The organism is Psychrobacter sp. FME6, from assembly GCF_014861365.1.
Lineage (GTDB): Bacteria > Pseudomonadota > Gammaproteobacteria > Pseudomonadales > Moraxellaceae > Psychrobacter.
In genome coordinates this window covers 13,123-38,229 of the sequence record NZ_RRYW01000016.1, presented here as the reverse complement: position 1 = coordinate 38,229, position 25,107 = coordinate 13,123, and the positions used below count along the sequence as shown (strand labels likewise).

At 43.2% G+C, this 25,107-nt stretch carries 18 protein-coding genes; 7 read left to right on the top strand and 11 right to left on the bottom strand.

The window, feature by feature from the left end:
- The first annotated feature begins 60 nt into the window (after positions 1–60).
- Genes EI162_RS03995 through EI162_RS03985 form a run of 3 tightly spaced genes read left to right on the top strand, consistent with a single transcriptional unit; the run spans position 61 to position 7,409 of the window.
- The gene (locus tag EI162_RS03995) at positions 61–4,575 is read left to right on the top strand and encodes a UvrD-helicase domain-containing protein (protein WP_192523134.1); all 4,515 of its coding nucleotides are present in this window, start codon (positions 61–63) and stop codon (positions 4,573–4,575) included.
- A 40-nt stretch (positions 4,576–4,615) separates the two neighbouring features.
- Positions 4,616–6,865, top strand: coding sequence for an exodeoxyribonuclease V subunit alpha (gene recD / locus EI162_RS03990; protein WP_225735193.1), 2,250 nt, complete (start codon positions 4,616–4,618; stop codon positions 6,863–6,865).
- A 25-nt stretch (positions 6,866–6,890) separates the two neighbouring features.
- Entirely contained in the window at positions 6,891–7,409 is a 519-nt protein-coding gene (locus EI162_RS03985; RefSeq protein ID WP_192523133.1) for a MepB family protein, read from the top strand.
- 72 nt (positions 7,410–7,481) lie between these two features.
- On the opposite strand, the gene EI162_RS03980 is transcribed toward EI162_RS03985, so the two are convergent.
- The 4 genes from EI162_RS03980 to EI162_RS03965 form a co-directional block, all read right to left on the bottom strand.
- Positions 7,482–8,045: a hypoxanthine-guanine phosphoribosyltransferase gene (locus tag EI162_RS03980; RefSeq protein ID WP_192523132.1), complete on the bottom strand. Its 564-nt coding sequence runs from the start codon at positions 8,043–8,045 to the stop codon at positions 7,482–7,484.
- Positions 8,046–8,138: 93 nt separating this feature from the next.
- On the bottom strand, positions 8,139–8,807 hold the full coding sequence (locus tag EI162_RS03975; RefSeq protein ID WP_192523131.1) for a hypothetical protein: 669 nt from the start codon (positions 8,805–8,807) through the stop codon (positions 8,139–8,141).
- A 119-nt stretch (positions 8,808–8,926) separates the two neighbouring features.
- A complete protein-coding gene (locus EI162_RS03970; RefSeq protein WP_192523130.1) occupies positions 8,927–10,615 on the bottom strand; it encodes a DUF3482 domain-containing protein in 1,689 nt (562 codons plus the stop codon).
- Between the two features lie 111 nt (positions 10,616–10,726).
- Positions 10,727–12,154, bottom strand: coding sequence for a DUF2868 domain-containing protein (locus tag EI162_RS03965; protein WP_192523129.1), 1,428 nt, complete (start codon positions 12,152–12,154; stop codon positions 10,727–10,729).
- Between the two features lie 424 nt (positions 12,155–12,578).
- On the opposite strand from EI162_RS03965, the gene EI162_RS03960 reads away from it, so the two are divergent.
- Both EI162_RS03960 and EI162_RS03955 read left to right on the top strand, forming a co-directional pair.
- On the top strand, positions 12,579–14,081 hold the full coding sequence (locus EI162_RS03960; RefSeq protein WP_192523128.1) for a nucleobase:cation symporter-2 family protein: 1,503 nt from the start codon (positions 12,579–12,581) through the stop codon (positions 14,079–14,081).
- Positions 14,082–14,322: 241 nt separating this feature from the next.
- Positions 14,323–15,126: an SDR family oxidoreductase gene (locus EI162_RS03955; RefSeq protein ID WP_192523127.1), complete on the top strand. Its 804-nt coding sequence runs from the start codon at positions 14,323–14,325 to the stop codon at positions 15,124–15,126.
- A 104-nt stretch (positions 15,127–15,230) separates the two neighbouring features.
- On the opposite strand, the gene EI162_RS03950 is transcribed toward EI162_RS03955, so the two are convergent.
- The 3 genes from EI162_RS03950 to EI162_RS03940 form a co-directional block, all read right to left on the bottom strand.
- Positions 15,231–16,766: a bifunctional 2-methylcitrate dehydratase/aconitate hydratase gene (locus tag EI162_RS03950; protein WP_192523126.1), complete on the bottom strand. Its 1,536-nt coding sequence runs from the start codon at positions 16,764–16,766 to the stop codon at positions 15,231–15,233.
- A gap of 127 nt (positions 16,767–16,893) precedes the next feature.
- Positions 16,894–17,520 (bottom strand): GNAT family N-acetyltransferase, encoded by a 627-nt coding sequence (locus tag EI162_RS03945; RefSeq protein ID WP_192523125.1) that lies wholly within the window; start codon positions 17,518–17,520, stop codon positions 16,894–16,896.
- Positions 17,521–17,593: 73 nt separating this feature from the next.
- Positions 17,594–19,447 (bottom strand): ABC transporter ATP-binding protein, encoded by a 1,854-nt coding sequence (locus EI162_RS03940; RefSeq protein ID WP_192523124.1) that lies wholly within the window; start codon positions 19,445–19,447, stop codon positions 17,594–17,596.
- A 116-nt stretch (positions 19,448–19,563) separates the two neighbouring features.
- Between EI162_RS03940 and EI162_RS03935 the strand changes: the two genes are divergently transcribed.
- On the top strand, positions 19,564–20,028 hold the full coding sequence (locus EI162_RS03935) for a DMT family transporter (protein WP_192523143.1): 465 nt from the start codon (positions 19,564–19,566) through the stop codon (positions 20,026–20,028).
- On the opposite strand, the gene prpF is transcribed toward EI162_RS03935, so the two are convergent.
- Entirely contained in the window at positions 20,025–21,275 is a 1,251-nt protein-coding gene (prpF, locus tag EI162_RS03930) for a 2-methylaconitate cis-trans isomerase PrpF (RefSeq protein ID WP_192523123.1), read from the bottom strand. The genes EI162_RS03935 and prpF overlap by 4 nt on opposite strands.
- 226 nt (positions 21,276–21,501) lie before the next feature.
- Here prpF and EI162_RS03925 point away from each other — a divergent pair, with 226 nt between their 5' ends.
- Complete coding sequence (locus EI162_RS03925) at positions 21,502–21,654, top strand: hypothetical protein (protein ID WP_192523145.1); 153 nt, start codon at positions 21,502–21,504, stop codon at positions 21,652–21,654.
- 26 nt (positions 21,655–21,680) lie between these two features.
- Here the strand turns inward: EI162_RS03925 and EI162_RS03920 are convergent, their stop codons facing one another.
- From EI162_RS03920 to acnD, 3 genes are all read right to left on the bottom strand, one after another.
- On the bottom strand, positions 21,681–21,941 hold the full coding sequence (locus tag EI162_RS03920) for a Txe/YoeB family addiction module toxin (protein WP_192523122.1): 261 nt from the start codon (positions 21,939–21,941) through the stop codon (positions 21,681–21,683).
- Positions 21,942–21,972: 31 nt separating this feature from the next.
- Positions 21,973–22,263 carry a type II toxin-antitoxin system Phd/YefM family antitoxin gene (locus tag EI162_RS03915; protein WP_192523121.1) on the bottom strand — a complete coding sequence of 97 codons (291 nt, stop codon included), beginning with the start codon at positions 22,261–22,263 and terminating at the stop codon, positions 21,973–21,975.
- 132 nt (positions 22,264–22,395) lie between these two features.
- Positions 22,396–25,053, bottom strand: coding sequence for a Fe/S-dependent 2-methylisocitrate dehydratase AcnD (acnD, locus tag EI162_RS03910; RefSeq protein WP_263972254.1), 2,658 nt, complete (start codon positions 25,051–25,053; stop codon positions 22,396–22,398).
- Positions 25,054–25,107 lie beyond the last annotated feature (54 nt).

Genomic DNA, 25,107 nt, shown 5'->3' with positions numbered 1-25,107 from the left:
CTGTTTTTATTAGTAAATAATAATGATGTTAATAGTAAGATTTTGAACAAGTGATTTTTTATGGATCAATATAACAACGCTAACAATACTGCTCATGACTTAGAGAATGTCGGTCATACCTATAGTGGGGATTATAATAATGATTATGGCCATACTAGCCCTGCTAATTTAGCGAATGATTTAACTCAAAACAATGCTAATAAGTCGGAAGAACCACCTGCGATTCGTATCAAATTAAACGGTCAGTATCTGATAGAAGCGTCGGCAGGTACAGGTAAGACATGGACCTTAACCGGTATTGTGCTGCGATTATTAATCGAAGCCAAACGTGCGCCTGAGCATATTATTGCCACCACCTTTACTCGTGCCGCTGCTGCTGAGATGCGCCAGCGTATCCACGACCGTTTGGTTGATTTTTATCAGCTTTTACAGTGGCTCAATAACGTCCAGGCAAATCCAGAGACTCATCACATTCTCTACCCGCAGCTTACGGTAACTCATACTAAAAATGATACTCGAGCGGCGAATGCAGAGCCGTTAGACCAAGAGTTATTAATCAAAGAATCATTAATCAAAGAGTCGTTGGATAAAAAGCCAGCGGACAAAAAAGTAAGCCCAGAGCAAAGGCAGCTACGTAAAGAGTGGTTAGAAAAAAAGGCTCAGTTGTCAGGTAATGCAGATCTAATGGCTGACCCTATCAATAGTTACTTGTTGACCTATCTATTAGACCATACCGAAGATTACCCATTGGCTGATGCCATGAGACGCTGCGCTCTGGTGCTAACCACACTCGATAAGCTGTTTGTTGGTACTTTAGATAGCTTGTCACAAAAATGGCTGTCTGAGTATAGTGCTGAGACCGGGCACCAGCAAGGCATGCAAATCAGCGACCAAGAGCAGATAGTGATAGAAAGCATTATTCATGATGCTGTACGTGCCCATCACAGCTATTTGTATAACCACCAGCCTGAGATTTATCAATTATTGCAGCATACCAACCGCTTGACGGCGCCTGCCGATCATATTGGCGTTGCCCAAAAATCACTCCAATTTATCTCAACGCCCATCGAAGATGTCGAAATGGGTGAGGAGATAGACTTTGTTGCTTATCAGCAGGCACTAGAAGCTTTTAAGCAGTGTGACTTAAAGGATATCGAACCGTATTTTGATAAAGATTATCGTAAAGCACAAGGCTTCAATGCCCGAGCTAGCATTGGCACAAGAGCAGAGACGATATTCAGTATCAGGTCTGCTGTCGAACAGTATGATAACGCTTTCTTTGCCAATTTAGATGAAGATGCGCAAAAGTTTTATGAGGCAGTGCCTTATGTTTTTTTGAGTAAGGATGATGGCGGTAAAGGCTTTAATACAGGTAAAGAAGAGCAGCGTCTTGCTTTTATTAATCTTGAAAGCATGCAGGCATTAAGAGCGATACAAGAATATGCCAATCAGATAGAGATGTATCTTGACGCGCTTATAGAAAACCTTAATCGTGACATCGCATTGAAGGTGCGCCAAAAACTCCCATCGATATTAGAAGCACGCCGTGAGACGACTTTTGCCTTACAAATGGTACGCCTAAATCAAGCGCTAGCAGGTAAGCAAGGTGAGCGGCTGGCACGTTATATTCGTCATCATTATCCTGTGGCCTTGATTGATGAGTCGCAAGATATCAATGGTGAGCAAGCGCGCATGATTGAGCGCATTTACTTGTCTAAAAATGCTGACAGTAATAAAGATAATGCTAATCAAAGAGGCAGTCGCGGCTTCTTATTGCTCGTCGGTGATCCAAAACAAGCGATTTATGGTTTTCGTGGTGGTGATGTTGCCAACTATAACGCCATGAAAGCCAAGTTTGCTAAAGATACTATTATGAGCTTGGATATCAATCGGCGCTCTAATGAGCGTTTGATTACCGCCTTAAACCATTGGTTTGGTAGACCAGCTCCTGTAGCGGATTCACAAGATGTTGGTTTTGACAAAGCCAGTCAGTTAGCGCAGTTGGGTAAGAGTATCTACTACCAGCATATTACAGCGGCAAATACCAATCCGCGACTCTCATGGCAAATATCTGCAGAAAGACGAGTAAAGGCGTCATCAGCAAATTCGGATGTTTTATCTAGCAGCCCTGTTAGTGTGATTCATCTGCCGTATGATAAACAAGCCAAGTACGATGCGTGTGAGCTCACTGCCTTACATATCGCCGCGTTGCTGGCAAGTCAGCAAACCATCGAAGGGCGACCGATTAAACCAAATGATATAGGCGTATTGGGACGACGTAAGCATGAGCTAAAACAAGTCGAGGTCATGCTCAGTAAGCTTGGCGTACCGACTTTAGAGACTGCAGAAAAAAACGTCTTTGATACGCCTATCGCCGCTGATTTGGCGGCTTTATTAGAAGCAATGCTACGGCCCCATCGCCGAGACATCATTAATCGTGTATTGACCAGTAACTTTTATCAGATGAGTTTGAATGACGTACAGGTATTGATGTCAAGTGATGAAGCTGATGCTGACCAAGCAGAGATAGAAGATGACAGAGCGAGCATAGAAAAAGAAATAGATACAGAGCAAGCAGAATTAAAACAGCGTTATCAAGACTTCCAGCTGTACTTAAAGACCGCCGCATCATATTGGCAGCACAACGGGATTTTATCGGCATTGCATTACCTGTTTGGTCGCAATCCTATGGTTAGCCAAAATACTCGACAAGCTGATAGACAAGCAAAGAATCAAAACGTTTGGGTCGGTCTAGCTGACCTAGAAGACGGTGCGCGCTATTTGATGGATTTGCGTCATTTGCTCGACATTTTGGCGCAGCACGGCATGCATATCGGAGAGTATGAGCTACTGGCATGGTATAAGAAGAACATGCATAGCAGTCGCACGCCTGAATGGGCACAGCAGCAGCCATTACCGACTGAGTCAGGTGTGCAGCTGATGACCATTCATAAGTCTAAAGGGCTTGAGTTCCCAATTGTCTATGTCGTTGGTATGGATGGCGCCAGTCCCAAAGCTGGTGGTCGTAGCAATCATAATTTGTTTTTATACGACCATGACGTTCATGACATTGAGGCAGATAAGACAGAGCGCTGTTTATCTGCCAGTAAAGGCAAGCCGCATAGTAAGTCTGCTAAGGGTGAAACACCCACAGACTATTACGCCCAATTTGAAACCACTGAAAACTATGAAGAGCTCAGACGGCTGGGTTACGTTGCCTTTACACGTGCCAGTGAGCAGTTATATATGGTACTCAAGGACAGCTATAATAAAACGGATGCTGAGCGTAAGCCAAGCTTACAATGGCTAAGCTGTGAAGATCATAAGTTTGTACTACCAGACAGACTAAAGCCCTATATTGGCTGGCTAGAATATGCCGCTGTTGAGCCCGCTGCCGAAGAGGTTGTGAATAGCAAAGCTTCTAAGAAATCCGATATTAATGAACCTACTTTGATTGCTGATACGGGGTTACGCATCGATTATCAAGGTGCGTATGCACAGTTACAACGCAACTCATTTAAAGGTTGGGCTAAGACCAGCTTTACCGCACTATCGCGTCAGCTGAATGAGCAGAGCCAAGCATTGGCTGTTTTCGATGATGGGGTAGAGGATGATTTAGACCTGACTGATAGTATGAACTTAGCATCTAAGTATCTAGATGGTAGCGAGTCGCAGCAGGATTCACAGAATGGCGGTAATGCTATTAATCCAATCACCAGCGATGACATTCGATTTCGTTTTGTCAAAGGTGCTAATGCTGGTACATTTTTGCATGAAGTTTTTGAAAGGATAGACTTTACAGATAACAGCAAATGGTCAGTGATTATTGATCAAAGCATTCGTCAGTATCAGTTGCCGATAAGCTATGCCAGCGCCACTTCGCAACAACGCCTACAGCCAGACAATACGATGTCTTTAGAGTTGGGTGCCGATGGTGTTCAGTCAGAGTCAGATGAAGCCCGTCAGTTAGGTGTTGCCCATGATCAATTAATATCATGGGTAGAAGATGTGTTGGCAGCACCGTTATTAGCCTCTGGTCAGGCTTTGCAGGAAATACCGGCTAGGCAGCGTATTGCAGAGCTTGGCTTTAATATGGGGCTGTCAGAAGATTTTACGCCTGAACATATCAATCAAATATTTACACAGTATTTACCCGACGAGCCAGAAAAACACATTGAGCTTTCCCCGCAGTTTTCTAACCATATTTATCGTTATTTACGTGGTGAGATTGATCTTGTATACGAGTGCGCTGGCAAGTTTTATGTAGTTGATTATAAAAGTAACTATTTAGGAAATAGCCTAAGCAATTATAATGGCGACAATCTAAGTGCAGCCATGAATAAAGCAGGCTACTGGTTACAAGCCGCCATTTATCAAGTGGCATTGCATCGTTTTTTACGTTTACGTCTAAAAAACTATGAAGGCAATGAGATGCAATATTTAGGCGCTGTAGAATATGTATTTTTGCGTGGTATTGACTCAACAGGTAGAGAGAACTACGGACGTATTCAGTGGCAAATACCGTTTGAGCTGGTCAACGCATTGGATGAGATGTTCGGTAGCCCCAGTGTCTAGCCGATTAACAGATTAAAACAATGATAAAAATGGATAGATAATGAGTGACATTAAAAGTACAGCTAGCGGTATCAAGCAAGAGAAAACAACCAACGCGGGTCACAAGACTAATGATCAAAATATTATGAGTAATGATATCGGCAGTAGCTGGGCGACGACTGTTAGCCAGTATCTATTGCAGCGACGCGCACAAACGCAAGTGGCTTATCAGAGTCAGTTGGTACTTAATACGTCTGAGCAGGCTAAAGACGCACAAGGCTGGTTGTTTGAGGTATTATTTGAAGTGCTGATACAGCGCTTAGAAGAAGGGCATACCGTATTGGTACTCGATGTATCTAATGATAAAGCAAGCAATAATACACTTAATATAGATACTGGCTTATTTGCTTGGCAGCAACAGTTACTGCAACCTTTATTACAGCCACTATGGTCGGCATTAGTGAGTGCGACGCCGGATATATCGGTTACTGAGCTATTAGAAAACGAATTAATATGGGTTACGGCAATGCGTCAATCAACATTGCCAGTGTATGAGAGGCAGGTATTAGGACAACGCCACAAAGTATGCGCCGAGCTTTATAAAGCTTTGGTAGACATAGCAAAGAGTTCTACTTCAATAGAAAATAGCCTAAGCAAATTTATCCAGCTATTAGAAAAAAACACACTATTTACCAATACTAAAAAAGAGGAAAGTGAAATTGCCAGCCCAATTATTTTTCAAATGGACAAAACCTCAAATAACAACATAACCAAAACTACCTTATGGCTGCATCGTACTTGGCAAGCAGAATACGCATTGGCACAGCATGTTATGCGTATCAAAGACCAAGCTCTTATAGAATTACCAATAACGCTCAACCCGCTATTAAATACCGAACAACAGGATGCTATCCATATGGCAAACCGATCGGCGTTCAGTATCATCACCGGTGGGCCAGGGACCGGTAAGACCTTTACCGTAGCCCAGCTAGTCATGGCACTGCAGCCAGAGAGCGCTGAAGACAATGAAAGCCACGAGTCAAAAGCCAATTTAGCATTGGCAGCTCCAACGGGTAAAGCTGCTCAGCGCATGCAGGAATCATTACAGGACGCTATACAGCAAGCCGGCGTCTCTATACAGCTACCAGAAGCGAAGACCATTCACCGCTTGCTTGGCATCGGGCGGGGTGGTCGCCCTCGCTACAATAAAGACAATCCGCTCAGTGAAGACATTATCATCGTTGATGAAGCTTCTATGCTTGGGGTGGAGTTGGCCAATCATTTAGTGAGTGCTATTAAGCCCAATGCGCGGTTGATACTACTTGGTGATGCCAACCAACTGGCAGCAGTCGATGCAGGGGCGGTACTGGCAGATTTGTGCCGTATACCTGTGCTACAGGACGTACATCAGTGCTTAGTAGCCAGTCGGCGTTTTACAGAAGATTCAGGTATAGGCAAGCTTGCCAAATTGATTAACCAAGCCGATGAAGACCAAATAAGCGCTCGCAATATGTCAGCCGTTTGGCAGCTCCTTCAAGACGACGACACCTTAGATTTTTATCATTTAGAAACATCTACTACGACGGATGAAGATATTAATAATAGTATAACAACTGATAAGATGAAAAATAGCCTAAGCAATTATAAATTCTTAAAAGAAATCTCAAATAAATACTTTCAATACTTTAAAAAAACCCAAAAAATACTAACAAAAATAAAAAAAGCGAAATCTATACCAACAAAGGAATACCTTAATAACTTTGTTGAACTTATAAACATATTAAATCAGTTTCGAGTATTAACGGCTGGACATCATGGACGTTGTGGCGATCATAAAATTAATAGCTACTTAAGTGAGCAGCACAAAACCCAACTAAAATTACCACTATCAAAATCACCTTGGTATCACGGTCGTCCAGTGATGGTTCTACAAAACAATTATGAACTAGGGCTATTTAATGGCGATATTGGTATTTGTTTGCAAACTGAGAAAGGACGTTTGCAAGTATTTTTTGAAAACAAAAAGCAAGGTATTAATATTAATATGCTAAGTGATGAGATGATTGCGACTGCTTATGCGATGACTATCCATAAATCGCAAGGGTCAGAGTTTGATCATGTGGCTATCAGCTTTGACGATAATAATGCGCGCTTGCTGAGTCAAGAGTTAATATATACCGCTGTAACACGTGCTAAAAAGCAGGTTTCTATTTTTAGTACAGCATCTGCATTCACCCGCGCATTATCAACGCCAACGATGCGTCAAACTGGGCTAAGTTTACAGTTTGAAAGACTGATAGATAAGTCTTAAAAAGAAAGATAGAAAAAGGATTAAAATGCATGTTTTTTCTACTGTGCTAGAGTATATAAATGAATTCATATACAAGCCTAATCAGTTGACTGCAGCTTCGGCTGTAGAGGAGAAGCAAAATTCAGAATACGCAGCTGGTAGGTTTGAGTTATCCTGTAAATCAGCGATTAGAACCGTTCGATTTAGAGTTGCCAAACAAACACCTAGCAAAGTAGGGCAGTTTGTTACTTTCTGGGAAAAAGATGATGAAGGTGCTAACCAACCTTTTCAGTATAATGAATCACCAGATTTATTAGTTATAACTACCTTTAAAGATGATAATACACTTGGACAGTTTGTTTTCCCAAAAGATATTCTACTTAAAAACAATATTCTTAAATCTCATTCTACCAAAGGTAAGATGGGGATAAGGGTTTATCCTAGCTGGGACAAACCAACTAGTAAGACCGCCATAAGAACCCAAAATTGGCAACTGGATTACTTCTTTACCGTTGCCGATACACGCGTATTGCCGTCTGCAAAAATACTAGAGTTGTACGAGTAAAAGTATGAACATTTCACCAAAAAAGAAAAAAGCATCCAAACGGATGCTTTTTTTAAATTCAAATCCGTAGATTTAAACTTTGTCTTCTTTGATAGCGTAGATACCAGGCAGATGACGTAAGTAACCATGAAAATCCATACCGCAGCCATAAACATAACGATCTGCGACATTGATACCCACAAAATCCACTGCAAAGTCTGCAACTTTACGGTCGTGTTCTTTGTTAAGTAGTACACAAGACTCAATAGATAATGGCTTTTCTTTACCCAGCTCTTCAACGATGGCTTTTAGAGTAATGCCTTCATCAAAAATATCATCAATCAACAATACGTGTTCACCAGCGATACTGACATCAGGTTTAAACTTCCAATCAAGATCATTAGTACCTTCGTTATCACGATAGCGTGACGCATGGATGTAGTGCATACGATGGTAGAAGGTCAGATGAGTCAGTAATTGACCAGCGGGAATAAGTCCACCGTTCATAACGACCATAACAATTGGATTCAAGCCAGCATAGTGTAAGTTGAGCTGGGCGGCAAGGCGCTCATAAGCAGCGGCGACTTCGATACTGCTGATAAGGCAGTCTGAGTTACGCAGGGTTTTTTCGATTTCTTGGTTACTAATTTGGGTCATGAGTTGCGCCTTCGATAAAAGTGCCGCCTATTTTAGCAAATTTTAGCAAACTTGCCCAACATTACATTTCTAATAAACCCAAAGACTCTTGTTTTATTCTGGTTTTTCTACGATGAAAGGACGGTAATAGTTTGCTAAACGATTCAATGAATTGTCAGGTAAGTCAGGCAGTAGTTTATTCAGCGCCATACCCATCCCTTTATCAATAGCAGCTTTAGCGACTGGGACAGACTTACGTTTAATCATGCCTAACTTGAGAGTATCAGCATAGCGACTGATAAAGTGAGTCAGGGTCTCTTCATTCATTGTTTCAAGCGCTGTTTTGAATATCTTCATATCTACGTGTTCAGGGGTAATAGCAGCAAAGCCTTTATTGATGGTTTGAGCATCTGCTTCAGATAACTTAAAACCCACACGTTTTACACCTTCATTATCAGTAAAAGTTGCTTGATCTCTTAAGAAATGAAAGCTTGGCAGTACTTCCTCATTATTTTCTTTACCCAGTAAGATATTTAACAATGTATCTGTCGCCCGTTCAACCGTAGCCACAACTTTACGCATAGATGCCTGGCGTTCAGGGTTCGGAATAATCTCAACCAACCCAACCAATAAGTTGTCGATAAGGTCACGCGCCGTTTGATGGGTTAACGCATCGCGATAAGGGTAGTAGTCTACTTGTTCATCTGATGTGATGACTTGCTCGGCCTCAATGATTAGCTCTTTTAACTTATCTGAAGGGACGAATCCAAAATAGTATGTCATTAATTTTCCTTAGGTTTAATTGCCACTTAATATATTCAACTCACTCAAAAGTGCTTAGGGCGTATTTTTATTTGCGGCCCATTTAAAAATTTTGTTCAGATTAAGAACACTCGTTGCTATTATTTATGTGCTTGGAGCTTACTTGCCAGCGCCCATGCCATATCTGCACGTAGTAGCTGAGCTTGTTCGGACTTACCGCTACTGAGTGATGACCATTGCGGTTTACCACGCGCTTTTTTTAACTCACTTGGTAGTTTATGTACAGGCCATAACGTCACTAAACTCTCACCTTCAGTGTCCGATTTAGTCTTATCTTTCTCACCATTATAAATCAGCTGGGTAGCATCGGTGGCAGCATGACCACGGTGGCGTAACGCCGTTAGTAAATCGATTGCCCGAGTAGCCAGTAGAGTCAAAGTAGCAGGGTCAATATATAAGCGTTTTACCCCGGTAATTCTATCGGCGATACTGCTGGTATTAGATAGTAACCCGCCTGCAATACCACCAATGGCAGCGCCCAAGCCTAAGGTAGTGCCTAGCGCGGCTGCATCAATACCTAACCCTAATAATGCACCAGCTGCCGCACCAGACGTCGTGCGAATACCGTAACTTTTGAGCAGTTCAGGGTCAAAGGGATCTTGTTGGTACGCTTTTAGCTCAAGCGGTGTTGCTGCTACTGCATTATCATAAAATTTATATAAATTGAATAAGTTGTTTTGCATTGTACGTTCGCTTTGCCTAACAGCCTCTTGCATTTGCTCTAATACAGGCAACGGATCGTCATCTTCATTAATATCACGGACGAAAGCGGCCACATTGAGCAAAAAGTCAGCGATGATAATATGCGCCTCGTCATACAGCTGTTCCCAGTTTTCAGTCCGGCGCACCATTAACTGTTCAAGCAGCTCAGAATGAGTCAACATGGTGGCAAGGTTTTGCCACAGACGCATCTCATCCTCAAACTCGAAAGCAACTGAATCGAAGCGCGTAGAGATGTGCAGATTACGTCTTGCCAGCATGGTCTGCCATTCATCGATATTGGCATCCTGACTGTCCGTGAAGTTAAACACTGGCATAACGGGTATCGCGGCCCAAGATAAGATAGCTAACTCGTCTTTATATTTGCCCAATACTGGTTCACGCGCATCGACGACGTAGATTGCCATATCGCTAGCCAGCAGCTGACGGATAACTTTGGCTTCTTGGCTATAGTCGTAATTCTGCGAGTCATAGCCTGGTGGATTATCTTTACTCGAGCGACTATTATACGAAACATCACTACCGTTGCTTTGAGCGATATCTGCGGCCAAAAACTGTTGTAGGCGTTCAATACCATCCCGGCGACTGGCCGTATTGTCTTCAAGCCAATCCATCAACCCTGATGCATCTTCTAGACCAGGTGTATCATATAACGCCACCAGAACCTCACCAGTTTGGCTATCCGTTAGCTGGGCTTGCTCTACATGGCGTGTGGTTGCGGCCTCATTTTTAACTTCACCAAAATATACATCGCGTAGTAGCGTGCGTAATAGTGAGGTTTTACCGGTATTAGTATGACCAACGACTGCTAATTTAAGCGCTTCGCCACTGGCAATTGTTTTTTTATGAGGGGGTGTATTAATGGGCGCTGCTTGTTTGCTTAAAGACAGTTCCTCGTTATTAACAATGACTTGATCTGATTGGTGGTTTTCTTGATTCTGAGGCATTGGTGGGTTTGTTGCATCAGCAGGATAAGCTTTATCCGCAAAAAGGCTATCAGCATGACTACCGCTCCGAGCATTATTTTGATTGTTATCATCGTTATTCATAATAAAATCTTATCGTTATTATTAATATCCAAGAAATGTCTTAGCTGATTATGACAAATTATCAAAACAATCTGGTTGAGTATCGGTATTAATACCTATAAGGATTGTTAATTACGCATTGTCGCTAAGGCGAACTAAACCGATTTTTCGGGCGGCAAGGGCGGTTTGCCATTGTTGATAACGAACATCCTTTTTCGCTAAGTACTGCTCTTGTGCTTGAGCTGAACCCAATTCATCCGTAACCATATTATTATCAATAACATCCTTAGTAATACGGTTATCACTAAGCAGCTGTACAATAAGTCCGTCTTTTGCGTGACTAGCAATTTGATCGAGTTTACGCAATGTGCCACGGTCAGGCAACGCTTTGCTGTGAATGCCGAGTAACACTTGTACCGGATGACCTTCTAAATAAGTTATCAGCCGTGCCAAATCATCACGGTCATCAAGGATGCCAAAGTCTTCAATCTCGCTATGGTTATTCATCTCGGTATCAAGACCCAACTGCCACCAGTTATTCTGCTCTGATGGATATTCAAGTAACGCTACCAGTTTCTTGCCGACGCTGACAGTCGCTTTGGGTGCGATAGGCGCAGGTGCTTCATTAAAATCATCAGCATCAACCACATGACGCTGCCAAAAATTTAAAATCTTTTGATAATAAGGTAGTTTGATATCCAAACGCATTTTTTTACGACGGAACATCAATGCACAAAACGCCCAAGCAATCGCTCGCGGTACAATGCCGTACATCAGCAAGCTACCTACCAACAAGCCTGCCCATTGCCGCGCGACAGTTAACGGCATCGCATCCGTCACCAAGCGGCTCTGTACGATAGCAGTACTGTCTGGCACCGTAAACCCAACTATGCTTGGCAACCAGCCGAGTACTTGGGTGAGGGTAATTAGCGCCTGATCTGATAATAATGTGGACTCCCAGCTAAAGCTATACTGACGCACAATCAATAAAAAAATAATCGCCAGCAGCATACCAGTCAATGTAGCAAGCCATAACTGGTGGCTAAATCGTCCCAAATACCAGCGCATCCCACTGTGTTGTAATTGACGTTCGTATAAATCGACTGCTGCCTTAGTCACATCATCTTTTCCACGGATTAGATAACTGGGGCTCACAAAACTGGCAAACCAATTTGATGAATGCTTCCCTTGATTAATCAAAGTCATCACCAGCCAGCCTAACAGCATGATCGTATGAAAACCTAATAAGCAGACCAACACATAAAAGAAATTAACGACATTGGTCTGTAAAAGGGTAAACAACCCCAAAAAACCAGATACACACCAGACCACGCTCATGACCGCCATGATGCCTTTAATACGACCATCAATCTTACCGAGTACTCGTGCCAGCGCACCATTACTATCGATGCGTGAGGCACGGCGGTGCAACTTTTGCAGAGGTTTGCCGTCTTCCCCTTGCAGCTTTTCAGTGATGAGAAGTGGGTCAGTAGCAAAAACATGCTGCTGAGTCTCAAGCGTACGTACCAGCTCAGTCAACTGATCTTGGGGTGCTAGCATGATTAGATGTCCATATAAACAATTATAGTGTAAAAATAGGTGTTATTATCGTTACTAATATTGGGTAAATACTTTCCAATGACAAAAAATCCTGACCATATGGTCAATAATCACTGGCAGTTATGATAAATACGCGGTATGCTAAAATCGAACCAGCAATTTACTCTAAATATCTAGCTCAAACACTCATGTACATTCTAATGTCAAACTCAGCTAATACCTAGCGCTATATAACGTAAAGTTATAGCTTAAAACTGATTGAGATTAATTGAAAGGGAGGTTGATACTCCTTTTCGTGGGCTGTGTGTGTGAAATCTTAGATAGATAAAAGTTTTTTTGTAATTCTCATGAATTCCAATCTAGAAGTTGTCAAAGAACAAGTCTAGAATATATTAACAATAGAATATGTAGGATACTATTTAATATGGATATTAAATCTACTTCTCAATCAACACTTGCGCGCCCAGAAGATGAAAACCTGGGTCTTGTAGCAAATATTGCTTATGGCTTTCAACACGTCCTTACTATGTATGGCGGCATTATTGCTGTTCCACTAATTGTTGGTCAGGCCGCCGGTCTAGGACCTTCTGAAATTGGTTTGTTGATTGCCGCTTCTTTATTTATTGGTGGTCTGGCAACCTTATTGCAGACCATGGGTGTACCTTTCTTTGGTTGTCAGCTGCCTTTGGTACAAGGTGTATCTTTTGCAAGTGTTGCAACTATTGTAGCAATCGTAACCTCGGGGGGTGGGCTACCAGCAGTATTTGGTGCGGTAATAGCAGCTGCTGCTCTTGGGTTTTTAATCACGCCCATTTTCTCCCAAATTATTAGATTCTTTCCGCCACTGGTCACTGGTACGGTCATCACAACCATTGGTTTAACCTTGATGCCAGTAGCTGCACGCTGGGCAATGGGCGGTAATAGCAACTTGCCAAGCTTTGGTAGTATGACCAATATCGGCCTTGCCGCGTTTACATTGGCAGTGGTATTGCTATTAAGTAAGCTTGGTAACGCCGCTATCAGCCGTTTATCGATTCTGCTCGCTATGGTTATCGGTACTTTTGCTGCTTGGGCGTTTGGTTTGGTTGATTTCTCTGGCATCTTGACTGGCGATATCTTCGCATTCCCAAGCCCATTCCATTTTGGCGCTCCTAAATTTGAGCTTGCAGCCATCATCTCCATGTTCATCGTCGTATTGGTTATTTTAGTCGAAACCTCAGCAGATATTTTAGCGGTTGGCGATATTATCGATACCGAAGTGGACTCAAAACGTTTAGGCGATGGTCTTCGCGCTGATATGGCTGCCAGTATCGTTGCGCCAATTTTTGGTTCATTTACCCAAAGTGCCTTTGCGCAAAACGTTGGTCTGGTTGCAGTTACGGGTGTTAAAAGCCGTTTTGTAGTGGCTTTTGCCGGTATTATCTTAGTCGTGTTAGGCTTGATGCCAATCATGGGCCGCGTTATTGCTACCGTTCCGACTGCAGTATTAGGCGGCGCGGGTATCGTATTATTCGGTACGGTTGCTGCCAGTGGTATTCGTACCCTTGCACAGGTCAGCTATGAAAACAACATGAATCTAATCATTGTGGCGACCTCTATCGGCTTTGGTATGCTGCCTATCGCTGCACCAGCGTTTTATGACCAATTTCCAGACTGGTTTGCCACTATTTTCCATTCAGGCATCAGCTCTGCTGCTATTATGGCCATTGCTCTAAACTTACTATTCAACCATTTAAAGGTTGGTAACTCAGAGAACCAGTCGGTATTTGTCGCTGGTACCCAAGATCGCTCTGTACGCCCTGCAGTGATCATCGATTTAACTGAAGGTGATTACTTTAGTGAAGGTAAATTGTTTGATATAGACCATAATGAGGTACCTGTTGTGGCTGTTGAAACAGTTGATACTGAGCAACCGCCTCCTCACTAAACTAATTGTTTAGAGTGTTTAGAAAGTCACAACGCTACAAACTCTAGAATAAAATATATTAACGTATAAAAAGCCACCTTCGACGGTGGCTTTTTTATTGTCTTTCATCTTGTGTTTTATTAAAGATATTAAATATTGTTCGACAAATGACACACCGATATCATGGTAAAAACATAAAAACTCAGTCAAGATATAAAAAAGCAATCTGAAATCTATTTTAATAAAAAAGGAGGAGTTTCTTATGAGCCCTAAAAACTATCTAATTATTGGCGGTACAGGCGGCATCGGCAAGGCCATGATCGAGCAATTATTGAGTGGTATTTCTGATGCCAGTAGTGATAAAGATGGTGATAAAGATGGCGATCAAAGTGATAGTGCAAAAAACGGCATTCAGGTCTTTGCCACTTACCATAAAAGCCTTCCTGATTATGAAGCGGAAAACTTACATTGGTTACCCATGAATATCTGTGATGAGCAGAATATCAAACAAGCAGCTGACATCATCAAGCAGCAAACCACTCATATAGACTGGGTGATTAACTGTGTGGGGCTGTTGCATACTGAGCAATCGCAACCAGAAAAAGCACTTAAACAAGTTGAGGCTGATTTTTTCTTACAGAATATGCAAGTGAACGCCTTGGCTAGTCTGCTCATTGCGAAGCATTTAAAGCCACTTTTGGCTAACGCTAAACGAACTAATAACCAGCCAGCAATTTTTGCGACGATATCGGCACGCGTTGGTAGTATCAGCGACAATCAGCTGGGCGGTTGGTATAGCTATCGTATGAGTAAAGCGGCGCTTAATATGGGTATGAAAAACCTCAGCATCGAATGGAGTAGGTCACTTAAAGATGTGTGCGTGGTCGTCATGCAACCTGGAACCGTCAACACACAATTATCAGCACCTTTTCAGGGTAACGTGGCTAACGAAAATTTATTCTCGCCAGCCTTTAGTGCCGACTGCTTATTGGACGTGTTAAGCAAAATGACCGCAGAACAATCAGGCAGTTTTGTGGATTGGGCAGGGGAGTCAATACCTTGGTAGGGTTTTTAGAAGCCGTTACTGTTAATAGAATAGATAAGAAAAGGGCGTGTCGTTAAATTAATGACACGCCCTTTTATTGGATAATCAGATAGTGGTTAAAATACCTAGTTCACCACAAACAAATCCATAAATTCATTGACCGGTGTTTGCTCTAAGCGCGCTTGGTCGCTACAAAGGGCAAAAATATCCGCGCAACGACTGTCTATAAACCGTGTTGCCAGACTCGCTCGAAACTTGGCTTCTAACACAGGGATGCCTTCTTCACGGCGGCGTTTATGACCGATAGGATATTCGACAGCCACCTTATCGGTACTACTACCATCCTTAAAGAATACCTGAATGGCATTGGCAATCGAGCGCTTACTTGGATCGTGGTAATCTTTTGAATAACTTTCGTCTTCCTCTACCACCATCTTTCGGCGTAAGCCATCAATCATAATATGATGCTGAGCGTGGTAATCGTCTTCATAATTCTCCGCCATCAAATCACCCGTGAGTAAAGGCACCGCAACCATATACTGTAAACAATGATCGCGATCAGCAGGATTGGCCAGAGCCCCTTCCTTGGAGATGATCCGAATGGCTGAATCATGGGTGGTCAAAACAATTTTTTCAATCTCATCAATTCTGTCATCAATTCGTGGATGTAGAATAACCGCAGCCTCGCATGCAGTCTGCGCATGAAACTCAGCAGGGAAACTTAATTTAAATAAGATATTTTCCATCACATAACTACCAAATTCGCGCTGGAAGGTAAATTTGCGTTCATCCTCGGGCTTGAGAGCTAGGTCTTTATTGGTGTGGCTAAATAGCACGTCATAAAACCCCCACTGCGAGGCGGTTAAAGCCCCAGGGATACCCATTTCCCCGCGCCGAGTAATATCGACTAAGCGTACCGCACGACTGGTCGCATCTCCTGCGGCCCATGACTTACGGCTACCAGCATTGGGTGCATGACGGTAGGTACGTAGTGCTTGTCCGTCGACAATCGCTTGTGAGAGGGCCGCCATAATACGCTCACGGGGCAGCTTGTATAGTTTTGCAACGACAGCGGTTGAGGCCAGTTTCACCAAAAACACGTGATCCAGCCCGACACGGTTGAATGAATTGTCTAATGCCAGCACCCCTTGAATCTCGTGCGCCATAATCATGGCTTCTAACACCTCCTTCATGGTAAGCGCAGCATCGCCTTGGCTGATATTTTGCTGACTGATATAGTCTGCGACCGCTAGGATACCACCCAAGTTGTCTGAGGGATGACCCCATTCAGCCGCAAGCCAGGTATCATTATAATCAAGCCAGCGTACCATACAGCCGATATCAAAGGCGGCTTTGATAGGATCTAGTCGGTAGGAGGTGCCCGGAACACGCGCACCATTAGGGGTGATTTGATCGGCGCAATCAGGACCTAAATGCTTGGTACATTCAGGAAAACGTAGCGCGAGTAGTCCACAGCCGAGGGTATCCATCAGGCAGTAACGCGCCGTACTCCAAGCTTCCTCACTATCTGGGGAGTCATTATCTATAGAGTAACTGAGCACATAATCGGCGATTTTTTGAATCTCAACGTCGTACTCTGGACGGACATTGCTCTCTACCGTCGCATTTTGGTCATTTGAACCATCTAATATGGTTGACATGGTTGTCTCCTCTTCCTTGGGTTTGCTGCTTCATTGACCAACTATCTCGGTCATCATTTAAAAGTAGCATACTCAATATGGAACAACCAAATTGAATTATGTTAAGAATTAAAACCTTGCACGCCGCTTAAATCATTAAATACAGCAAACCTAACACAAATAAAGCCGCCATTATAAATAGCAAAAAACTTAATATTTTGGTCGTTGTAGAGGCGGTATTTGCACTTTCTTTCTTAACCTTGGTTTTTTTAATCACGTATAAAACCATCTTTACATGCTCAATGCCATCTTCGAGATAATAATCCCCTTCGGGTATAAACCCCAAGGATTCATAAAAGCTGAGCAAGTAGGTTTGTGCAGAGATGATAATCGGTCGCTTTTTGCCGTACTTTTTACGGCAGTGGGCAATGGCTTGCGTCATCATCTGCCGTGCTAGGCCGTCGCCTCTGTGCTCTGATAGTACCAGCACGCGACCAATGGCAGGCATAGAAGTATGATTGGACTTGATGGCAGGGTCAGCGACCGATAGATTGGATTTTAATTGATTAAATTCAGGTGGAATGATGCGGCAATAGCCCACCAACGCTTCGTTCTGATGGGCGATAAGATGCAAGCAATCAAAGTCTAGCTCATCCATATCTTGATATGGGCAGTTTTGCTCAACCACAAATACTTGCGAGCGCGCTTTTAAAATATGATACAGATCAACTGTGGTCAGCTCATCAAAAGTTTTTATAGAGAAATTACAGGTCATAATTCAGTAGCTTCTAACAATTTAAAGGACAATCAAGGTAATAGTGTGAGCATTATAACGATTTCGCTCTGTATTAACTATTTAAGGTTTGACTGATTTTATCCAAATTTAAGCTATCAGACATGGCACTAAATATCTCAAAGTATTTACCGCGCTGCTCATATAAATCCTCGTGAGTACCTGTCTCGACCACACGCCCATTTTCTATCACCACCAAATCATCAGCATCGATGATCTGGGCAATGTTATGCGAGACCATAATCACCGTACGGTCTTTTTTAATCAAATCTAGGCTCTTTTTCACCTGTTGACTGGCAATGGCATCAAGGCTGGCGGTTGGTTCATCCAAAAACACAATCGGTGGGTCTTTTAAGAACATTCGTGCCAGCGCAATACGTTGCTGTTGACCACCCGATAGTGATTTAGCGGTACTTTCATAGCCTTCTGATAACGCCACGACTTGCTCATGAATCGAGGCTTTTTTGGCAGCAATGATAATATCTTCATCGCTCGCATTCATATCCCCATAACGGATGTTTTCACTGATGGTACCTGAAAAGATATGATTGCTTTGTAGCACTAAGCCGATATTCTGACGCAGCTCATGAGTATCATAGTCGGCCAGATTGTGCCCATCTAGGCATATCATGCCAGCATCTGGCTCGTAAAACCTCACCAATAGATTGATAATCGTACTCTTGCCAGCACCACTTAGACCCACCAGCGCGGTAATACGATTGGGTTTAATAGTGAAGCTGACATCCTTTAGCGCTTGGGTGCCATTCGGATAGGTAAAATCGACATTTTTGAGCTCAATATGACCTTTTAAGTGTTTACTACTCAAACCTGATATTTTTTCAACTTGTTCGTCAGCCTCTAAAATCTCAAAAAAACCTTCAGCGTAAGTCAGGGCATTGTTAATTTGGTCATAAATACGATGCAATTGACGGATAGGCGCAGCGACGTTTTGAAACAGCATGACATGAAATAAGATCATCCCAATGGTCATCTGACCGTTTAGCACAAAGTAGGCGGTCAGTAAGATAATCGCTACCACACCGATTTGTTCAATAAAGGTTTTTACCGCATCATAAATAAAACCAATGCTACGAATACGCAGCTGATTATCAGTCATGTCTTTTTGAATGGTTAAGTGCTTTTTCGCCTCGATAGGCTCACGGACAAAAGATTTAACCACGCTGATTGAATTAATCAGCGAGATAACCAGCCCGCTTTTGGCTTCTCGAAAGCCGCGCATCTGCCGCCGAAAACCTTGCAAACGCCGCGCTTGTTTTTGGCTAATAAAAAAGTAAATCGGTATGATAACCAGACCAACCAAGCCTATCCAAAAATTGGTCGAAAACATAATAATCAGTGAGACGATGGCACTGGCAAATAGCGGCAGCATATCGATAAAGAAGTTTTGCACCAAGCTGGTAAGGCTACTCACACCATAATCGATACGGGTTTGCAATTTACCACTATCGTTTTCGCTACTGGTGTAAAACGCCATGCGATAGGTCAAGATACGTTCGATGATTTTTTGTGATAAATCACGCGATAGATTGATACGAATCTTTTCACCGAAAAATCGCTGCCCAAATGAGATAAATATCGATAGTATCTCTTTAGTCAATAAAACAGCGCTGATGATACCGAGCATGCGTATACCAGCTTCCCACGGGTCGGCAAGGGTAGCGATTTCGGTCAAGGTATCGACGGTATAGCGCAGCACAAAGGCGTTGACCTGCGCGGTAAACGAACCCAGCACCGTCAATATCAAGGTAGCAACGATTAATAGCCGATAGGGCTTAGCAAATACCGCAAGCTTTTTGAGAATATCCCATAACAATGCCCTGCGCTCTTTTTTTGCGACCGGCGGTTTCTTATCGAGTGGGGGTTTTCTGAGATTAGAAGTGGTTGGCATGTATTAAACCCAACAGTTTGAGTATTTAATTGGTGAAACTTATTATGCCCTAATTAAGGTAAAATTTATTATTGATAATGTTTATATATACACTATTTATTTTTTGGGGCAGTCATTTGAAAATTCTTCCATACGTCTTAATCAGCCTTTTAGGTGGTGCGATTGTTCCGCTGCAACTGGCTATTGTCAATGCTTTTCGAGAAAGTACACAAGCCTCTCAAATACAATCCACCTTTTATTTATACTTAGGAGGTGCAATAGCTTCTTTAGTACTGTCGTATGTGATGAGTGGTGGTATCAAACCGCCAATGATTGAAAATGCGACGTGGTGGATGTGGTTACCAGGATTTCTGGGCAGCTTTTATATCTTATTCATATTTATTGCTGCGCCAAAGATAGGCGCAGGCAATACCCTGCTTTGGGTATTTCTTGGGCAAATGTATTTTGCCCTGATTCTAAGCCAAACTGGCTTGTTTGGCTTAGAGGTTAAAACGATAGATATTTATAAAATCGCTGGTTTAGCCTTAGTTACCATAGGCGGGATGTTATTGATATATGGTGAGACTAAAGTTAACGGTTAAAAAGCATCCGCTGGCACAAACACCTCACCAACCATAATACGACGCGCTGAACGACTCATGGAGACTTTTTTAGCTTGCCAGCGACCATCGACTTGTTCTGTTTTTCCACCTACCAAAAGCGTTCCAGAGGGATGGCCAAAACGTACTTCACCTAACTCACCGCCACCTGCTGCCTCATTGACCAGTGTACCTTGCGTCGTCGCTGCTGCGGCTATCGCGACCGCTGCTGTACCCATCATGGCATGATGCAATTGACCCATACTCATCGCCCGTACGACTAAATCAATCTCATTGACATCAACGGCTTTGCCACTAGAGGCGCTATAGCTTTGCGCAGGGCCAACCCAAGCAATTTTAGGAATATGCTGACTGCTTTGCGCCTCACTGACATCTTTAAACAAGCCCATCGCCACGCCGCCTTTGGCGCGGATATTTTCAAGTTTGGCAAGTAGCTCGCTATCACTATTGATATCACCTTGTAGTTCTGTGCCGGTAAAACCCAAGTCTTCTGCTTTCATAAAGATCGTTGGGATACCCGCACTGATAAAGGTCGCTTTTACGCTATCAGTAGCTAGACCACAGCCTGATACATCGAAATCATCGACTAGATTGTTGGTGGGAAACATAGCGCTAGAGGCATCAACGGGATCAATAAACTCGATTTTGACCTCAGCAGCAGGGAAGGTCACACCATCTAACTCAAAGTCGCCTGTTTCTTGTACTTGTACCTTGCCTTGCGCGTCGGTATAGACAGGCACATGGGCGATAATGGTTTTACCGATATTCTGTTGCCAAATACGCACTTCGCAAATGCCACTGTTCGTACCCGCACTGATGCTACGAGCAACTTTATCAGCGGCAACCAGACCCATATTAATCGCACAAGCACCAACCGCTGCGGTTAAATTACCACAGTTACCCGCCCAATCAATCATCGGCTTTGCAATATTGACCTGCCCAAACAGATAGTTGACATCGTGGTCTGCTTGTTTCGCTTCAGATAAGATAACCGTCTTAGAGGTGCTAGAGCTGCCATTGCCTAAACCGTCAATTTGTTTACCATAAGGGTCAGGGCTACCAATAACCCGCAATAGAAAATTATCACGCGACTCGCCAGCGACTTGGCAACGCTCCGGTAAGTCGGACAGTTTAAAAAAGGTGCCTTTTGAAGTACCGCCGCGCATATAGGTAGCGGAGACTGAGATTTGCGGGGCGAATTTTGGTTGGTTTGAGGTTGTTTGAGTCATTATTGGCAATCCTTGAGATAGAGTCTATGAAAAGTAATATCGATACACCACATACTGCTGGTATAGTTTTTCCTTGCTTGCTGTGCCTACGCAGACAGAGGCTGCAAAAAAACCATACAAGCAGTACCGTAGCGTTTTTAAAATGTTTTAACTACAGTTAGTATATGTTTGTACTTTTATTGGTAATATAAATAGATATGTATAGTAGCTAACAATAGAGAACATGATGGAAATAGATAAAAAGCTGAACGAAAGCTCAGCTAAAATTAAGCAGATTATGCAAGACAATCCTGATTTATCTTATGAGTTTGTGCGTCAATTACTAGTCGCTCAAGCAGAGGTGGACGCTGGTAAGGTTGAGCCTTTTGAGCTTAGTTAGATTAGGATTTAATTTAGAAACTAAGCCTAATAATGATATCGACACGAAATAACCGTCAAATAATCATCTTCAACTTTATATACTAGCCGATGAGTATCATCAATTCGTCGAGACCACAATCCTGATAAGTTCTCTTTTAAGGGTTCAGGCTTACCTATACCTTCAAACGGATTACGCATACATTCTGTAAGAAGTTTATTAATACGTTTTATAGTTTTTCTATCTTGGGTTTGCCAATATATATAATCTTTCCAAGTTTCATCTGTCCAAGCCAATTGCTCACTCATAACTTTCTACTTACAATTGTAGCCCTTAATATTAGGCGTCTTCAGCGTTTTTATTAAAATTTTCGTCTGTAGGTTCAATTAGACCGCGAACTACCGTTTTACCAGCCTGATATTGAGCCATAGATTTTGCTAAATGAGCAGCATTAGCAGGCGACTTTAATAAGTAAACGGTCTCCATCAGGCTATTATAGTAATCAAGTGACATGACTACGGCATCATCAGCATCACGACGAGTAACGATAGTTGCATTTGCATCATCATTTACTGTGTCTAAAACCGATTTGAGATGCTTTCTAGCTTCTGAAAAACTAATTACTCTCATGACATACTCCGATACTTGTACAATTAATAGTACATGTTATGCTATTTATTAAAGTATATCAATAAGTATAAAAAAGCCGACACCATATAAACCTACAGCATCGGCTCACTTATTAATCAATAATCATGATGCTTAAGCAATATCTAGCGTGCCATCGATGAACTCTTTGGCAAAGCGCTGGAGCATACCACCCGCGTTATACATTTTGACCTCATCAGCGGTATCTAAGCGGCAGATAATCGGGGTTTCAGTCTTGCTGCCGTCAGCACGGTTAATCACTAATGTCATCAGCCCACCAGCAGAGACTTCGCCAGTGACATCAAAGGTTTCTGAACCATCAATATTTAGCGTATGGCGAGTCGTACCTTCTTCGAACTGTAGCGGTAGGGCGCCCATGCCGACTAGGTTTTGACGGTGGATACGTTCAAAATCTTCAGCGACGACAACTTCCACGCCCGCTAAACGCACACCCTTGGCAGCCCAGTCACGGCTTGAGCCTTGGCCATAGCCGTCACCAGCGATGATGATAAGCGGCTGCTCGCGGTTCATATAGGTTTCAATCGCTTCCCACATGCGCATGACCTGACCTTGTGGTTCAACCCTAGCTAATGAGCCTTGGATAACTTCACCTTTTTCGTCACGTACCATCTCATTTAATAACTTAGGATTGGCAAAAGTCGCGCGTTGTGCAGTTAAGTGATCACCGCGATGGGTCGCATACGAATTATAATCTTCAGCAGGCAGCCCCATGGTATCTAGATACTCGCCAGCAGCCGAATCACCCAAAATAGCATTGGAAGGTGACATATGGTCGGTGGTAATGTTATCGCCCAATACTGCTAACGGGCGCATGCCTTTTAGCTTATTCATTGCGGCCATTTTGCCTTCCCAATACGGCGGACGACGGATATAAGTGGTCATTTCTCGCCAGTTGTATAATGGGCTCAGAGCCTTTCCAGCGTCCTTTTTGGCTTCATCAAACATCGGAATATAGACAGCATTGAATTGCTCAGGCTTCACCGCTTTGGCAACGATAGCATCGACTTCATCATCATCGAACCAGATATCTTTTAAATAAACATCATTGCCGTCTTTATCTTGGCCTAATACATCTTTTTCGATATCGAAACGGATATTACCAGCGATCGCATAAGCGATAACCAATGGTGGTGACGCTAAGAACGCTTGCTTGGCATATGGATGGATACGACCATCAAAGTTACGGTTACCTGATAGTACCGCGGTGGTGAATAAATCATTATCAACGATTTCTTTTTCGATATCAGGATCGAGCGCGCCACTCATACCATTACAGGTGGTACAAGCAAAGCCGACCACGTCAAAGCCAATTTCCTGTAGCTCAGGCATCAGTCCGGCTTCTTCTAGATACATTTTGACCGTTTTAGAACCAGGTGCTAAAGAGGATTTGACCCAAGGTTTGCGTAATAAGCCTTTCTCATTAGCGTTACGAGCAACCAAGCCAGCAGCAACCATATTGCGTGGGTTCGAGGTGTTGGTACAGCTGGTAATCGCGGCGATAATAACCGCGCCATCTGGCATCAAGCCATCTTTTGGTTCGGGCATTTTCTCATCAGCGCCGTGGGCAATACCTTCTTTGACCAAGTCCGTGGTTGAGACACGGGCATGCGGTCGAGAAGGGCCGGCAAGGTTACGTACCACTGCCGATAAATCAAACTCAAGTACGCGCGCATACTCGGCGTTTTCCATGCCATCAGCCCATAGGCCAGTTTGTTTGGCGTATTGCTCGACCAGCTTAATTTGAGCCTCAGAACGACCAGTGAGGCGTAGATAGTCGATGGTTTGCTCATCGATATAGAACATCGCTGCCGTCGCACCATATTCAGGCGTCATATTAGAGATAGAGGCACGGTCGCCAACGGTTAAATTTCGTGCGCCGTCACCGAAGAATTCAATATAAGTAGAAACCACGCCTTCATCACGTAAAAACTCGGTCATAGCGAGTACCAAATCGGTACCAGTAACGCCTTTTTGCAGTTTACCCGTTAGCTTAACGCCAACGAAATCTGGCAAACGCATGTACGATGGATTGCCTAGCATGACGCTTTCGGCTTCCAGACCGCCAACACCGATAGATATCACGCCTAGGGCGTCAACCATTGGCGTATGGCTATCTGTACCAACTAACGTGTCAGCAAAAGCCACTTCATGACCGTCTTTACCTTTTACTACCTGTACCACGGGCGACATTTTTTCTAGGTTGATTTGATGCATAATGCCGTTACCTGGCGGTACGACGTTGACGTTATCAAAGGCATATTCGCACCAGTTGATAAAGTGAAAGCGGTCATCGTTACGGCGTTCTTCGATAGCACGGTTTTTCTCAAAAGCGTTTTCTTCAAAGCCTGCGTGTTCCACTGCCAATGAATGGTCAACGATGAGCTGAGTTGGGACGATAGGGTTAACCTTAGAAGGATCACCGCCTTGTTCAGCGATGGCATCACGCAGTCCTGCTAAGTCAACAAAGGCAGTCTGGCCTAAGATGTCATGACAAACAACGCGGGCAGGATACCAAGGGAAATCTAAGTCTTGCCTACCTTGTATATGTTGGGTCAATGCCGCGGTTAAATCCTCTGGTGGGCAACGGCGAACCAAGTTTTCACATAGAACTTTTGAGCTAAACGGTAGCTTGTCATACGCGCCCGCTTCGATGCTTTCTACCGCTTCACGGGTATCGAAGTAATAAAGCTCGGTATCAGGTAAGGGTTTTTTAAACTTGTCATTCATCGGTTGTACTAGGGCGTTGTCCATAAGTCACCTTTGGCAGTTGGCTGGTTGGAATGGTTTTTGTATGACAGTATTACT

What these genes read in the sequence shown, in the direction of transcription:
- EI162_RS03995 (WP_192523134.1), top strand. Translation starts at nt 61, where the DNA reads ATGGATCAATATAACAACGCTAACAATACTGCTCATGACTTAGAGAAT.
- recD (WP_225735193.1), top strand. Translation starts at nt 4,616, where the DNA reads ATGAGTGACATTAAAAGTACAGCTAGCGGTATCAAGCAAGAGAAAACA.
- EI162_RS03985 (WP_192523133.1), top strand. Translation starts at nt 6,891, where the DNA reads ATGCATGTTTTTTCTACTGTGCTAGAGTATATAAATGAATTCATATAC.
- EI162_RS03980 (WP_192523132.1), bottom strand. Translation starts at nt 8,045, where the DNA reads ATGACCCAAATTAGTAACCAAGAAATCGAAAAAACCCTGCGTAACTCA.
- EI162_RS03975 (WP_192523131.1), bottom strand. Translation starts at nt 8,807, where the DNA reads ATGACATACTATTTTGGATTCGTCCCTTCAGATAAGTTAAAAGAGCTA.
- EI162_RS03970 (WP_192523130.1), bottom strand. Translation starts at nt 10,615, where the DNA reads ATGAATAACGATGATAACAATCAAAATAATGCTCGGAGCGGTAGTCAT.
- EI162_RS03965 (WP_192523129.1), bottom strand. Translation starts at nt 12,154, where the DNA reads ATGCTAGCACCCCAAGATCAGTTGACTGAGCTGGTACGTACGCTTGAG.
- EI162_RS03960 (WP_192523128.1), top strand. Translation starts at nt 12,579, where the DNA reads ATGGATATTAAATCTACTTCTCAATCAACACTTGCGCGCCCAGAAGAT.
- EI162_RS03955 (WP_192523127.1), top strand. Translation starts at nt 14,323, where the DNA reads ATGAGCCCTAAAAACTATCTAATTATTGGCGGTACAGGCGGCATCGGC.
- EI162_RS03950 (WP_192523126.1), bottom strand. Translation starts at nt 16,766, where the DNA reads ATGTCAACCATATTAGATGGTTCAAATGACCAAAATGCGACGGTAGAG.
- EI162_RS03945 (WP_192523125.1), bottom strand. Translation starts at nt 17,520, where the DNA reads ATGACCTGTAATTTCTCTATAAAAACTTTTGATGAGCTGACCACAGTT.
- EI162_RS03940 (WP_192523124.1), bottom strand. Translation starts at nt 19,447, where the DNA reads ATGCCAACCACTTCTAATCTCAGAAAACCCCCACTCGATAAGAAACCG.
- prpF (WP_192523123.1), bottom strand. Translation starts at nt 21,275, where the DNA reads ATGACTCAAACAACCTCAAACCAACCAAAATTCGCCCCGCAAATCTCA.
- EI162_RS03925 (WP_192523145.1), top strand. Translation starts at nt 21,502, where the DNA reads ATGGAAATAGATAAAAAGCTGAACGAAAGCTCAGCTAAAATTAAGCAG.
- EI162_RS03920 (WP_192523122.1), bottom strand. Translation starts at nt 21,941, where the DNA reads ATGAGTGAGCAATTGGCTTGGACAGATGAAACTTGGAAAGATTATATA.
- EI162_RS03915 (WP_192523121.1), bottom strand. Translation starts at nt 22,263, where the DNA reads ATGAGAGTAATTAGTTTTTCAGAAGCTAGAAAGCATCTCAAATCGGTT.
- acnD (WP_263972254.1), bottom strand. Translation starts at nt 25,053, where the DNA reads ATGGACAACGCCCTAGTACAACCGATGAATGACAAGTTTAAAAAACCC.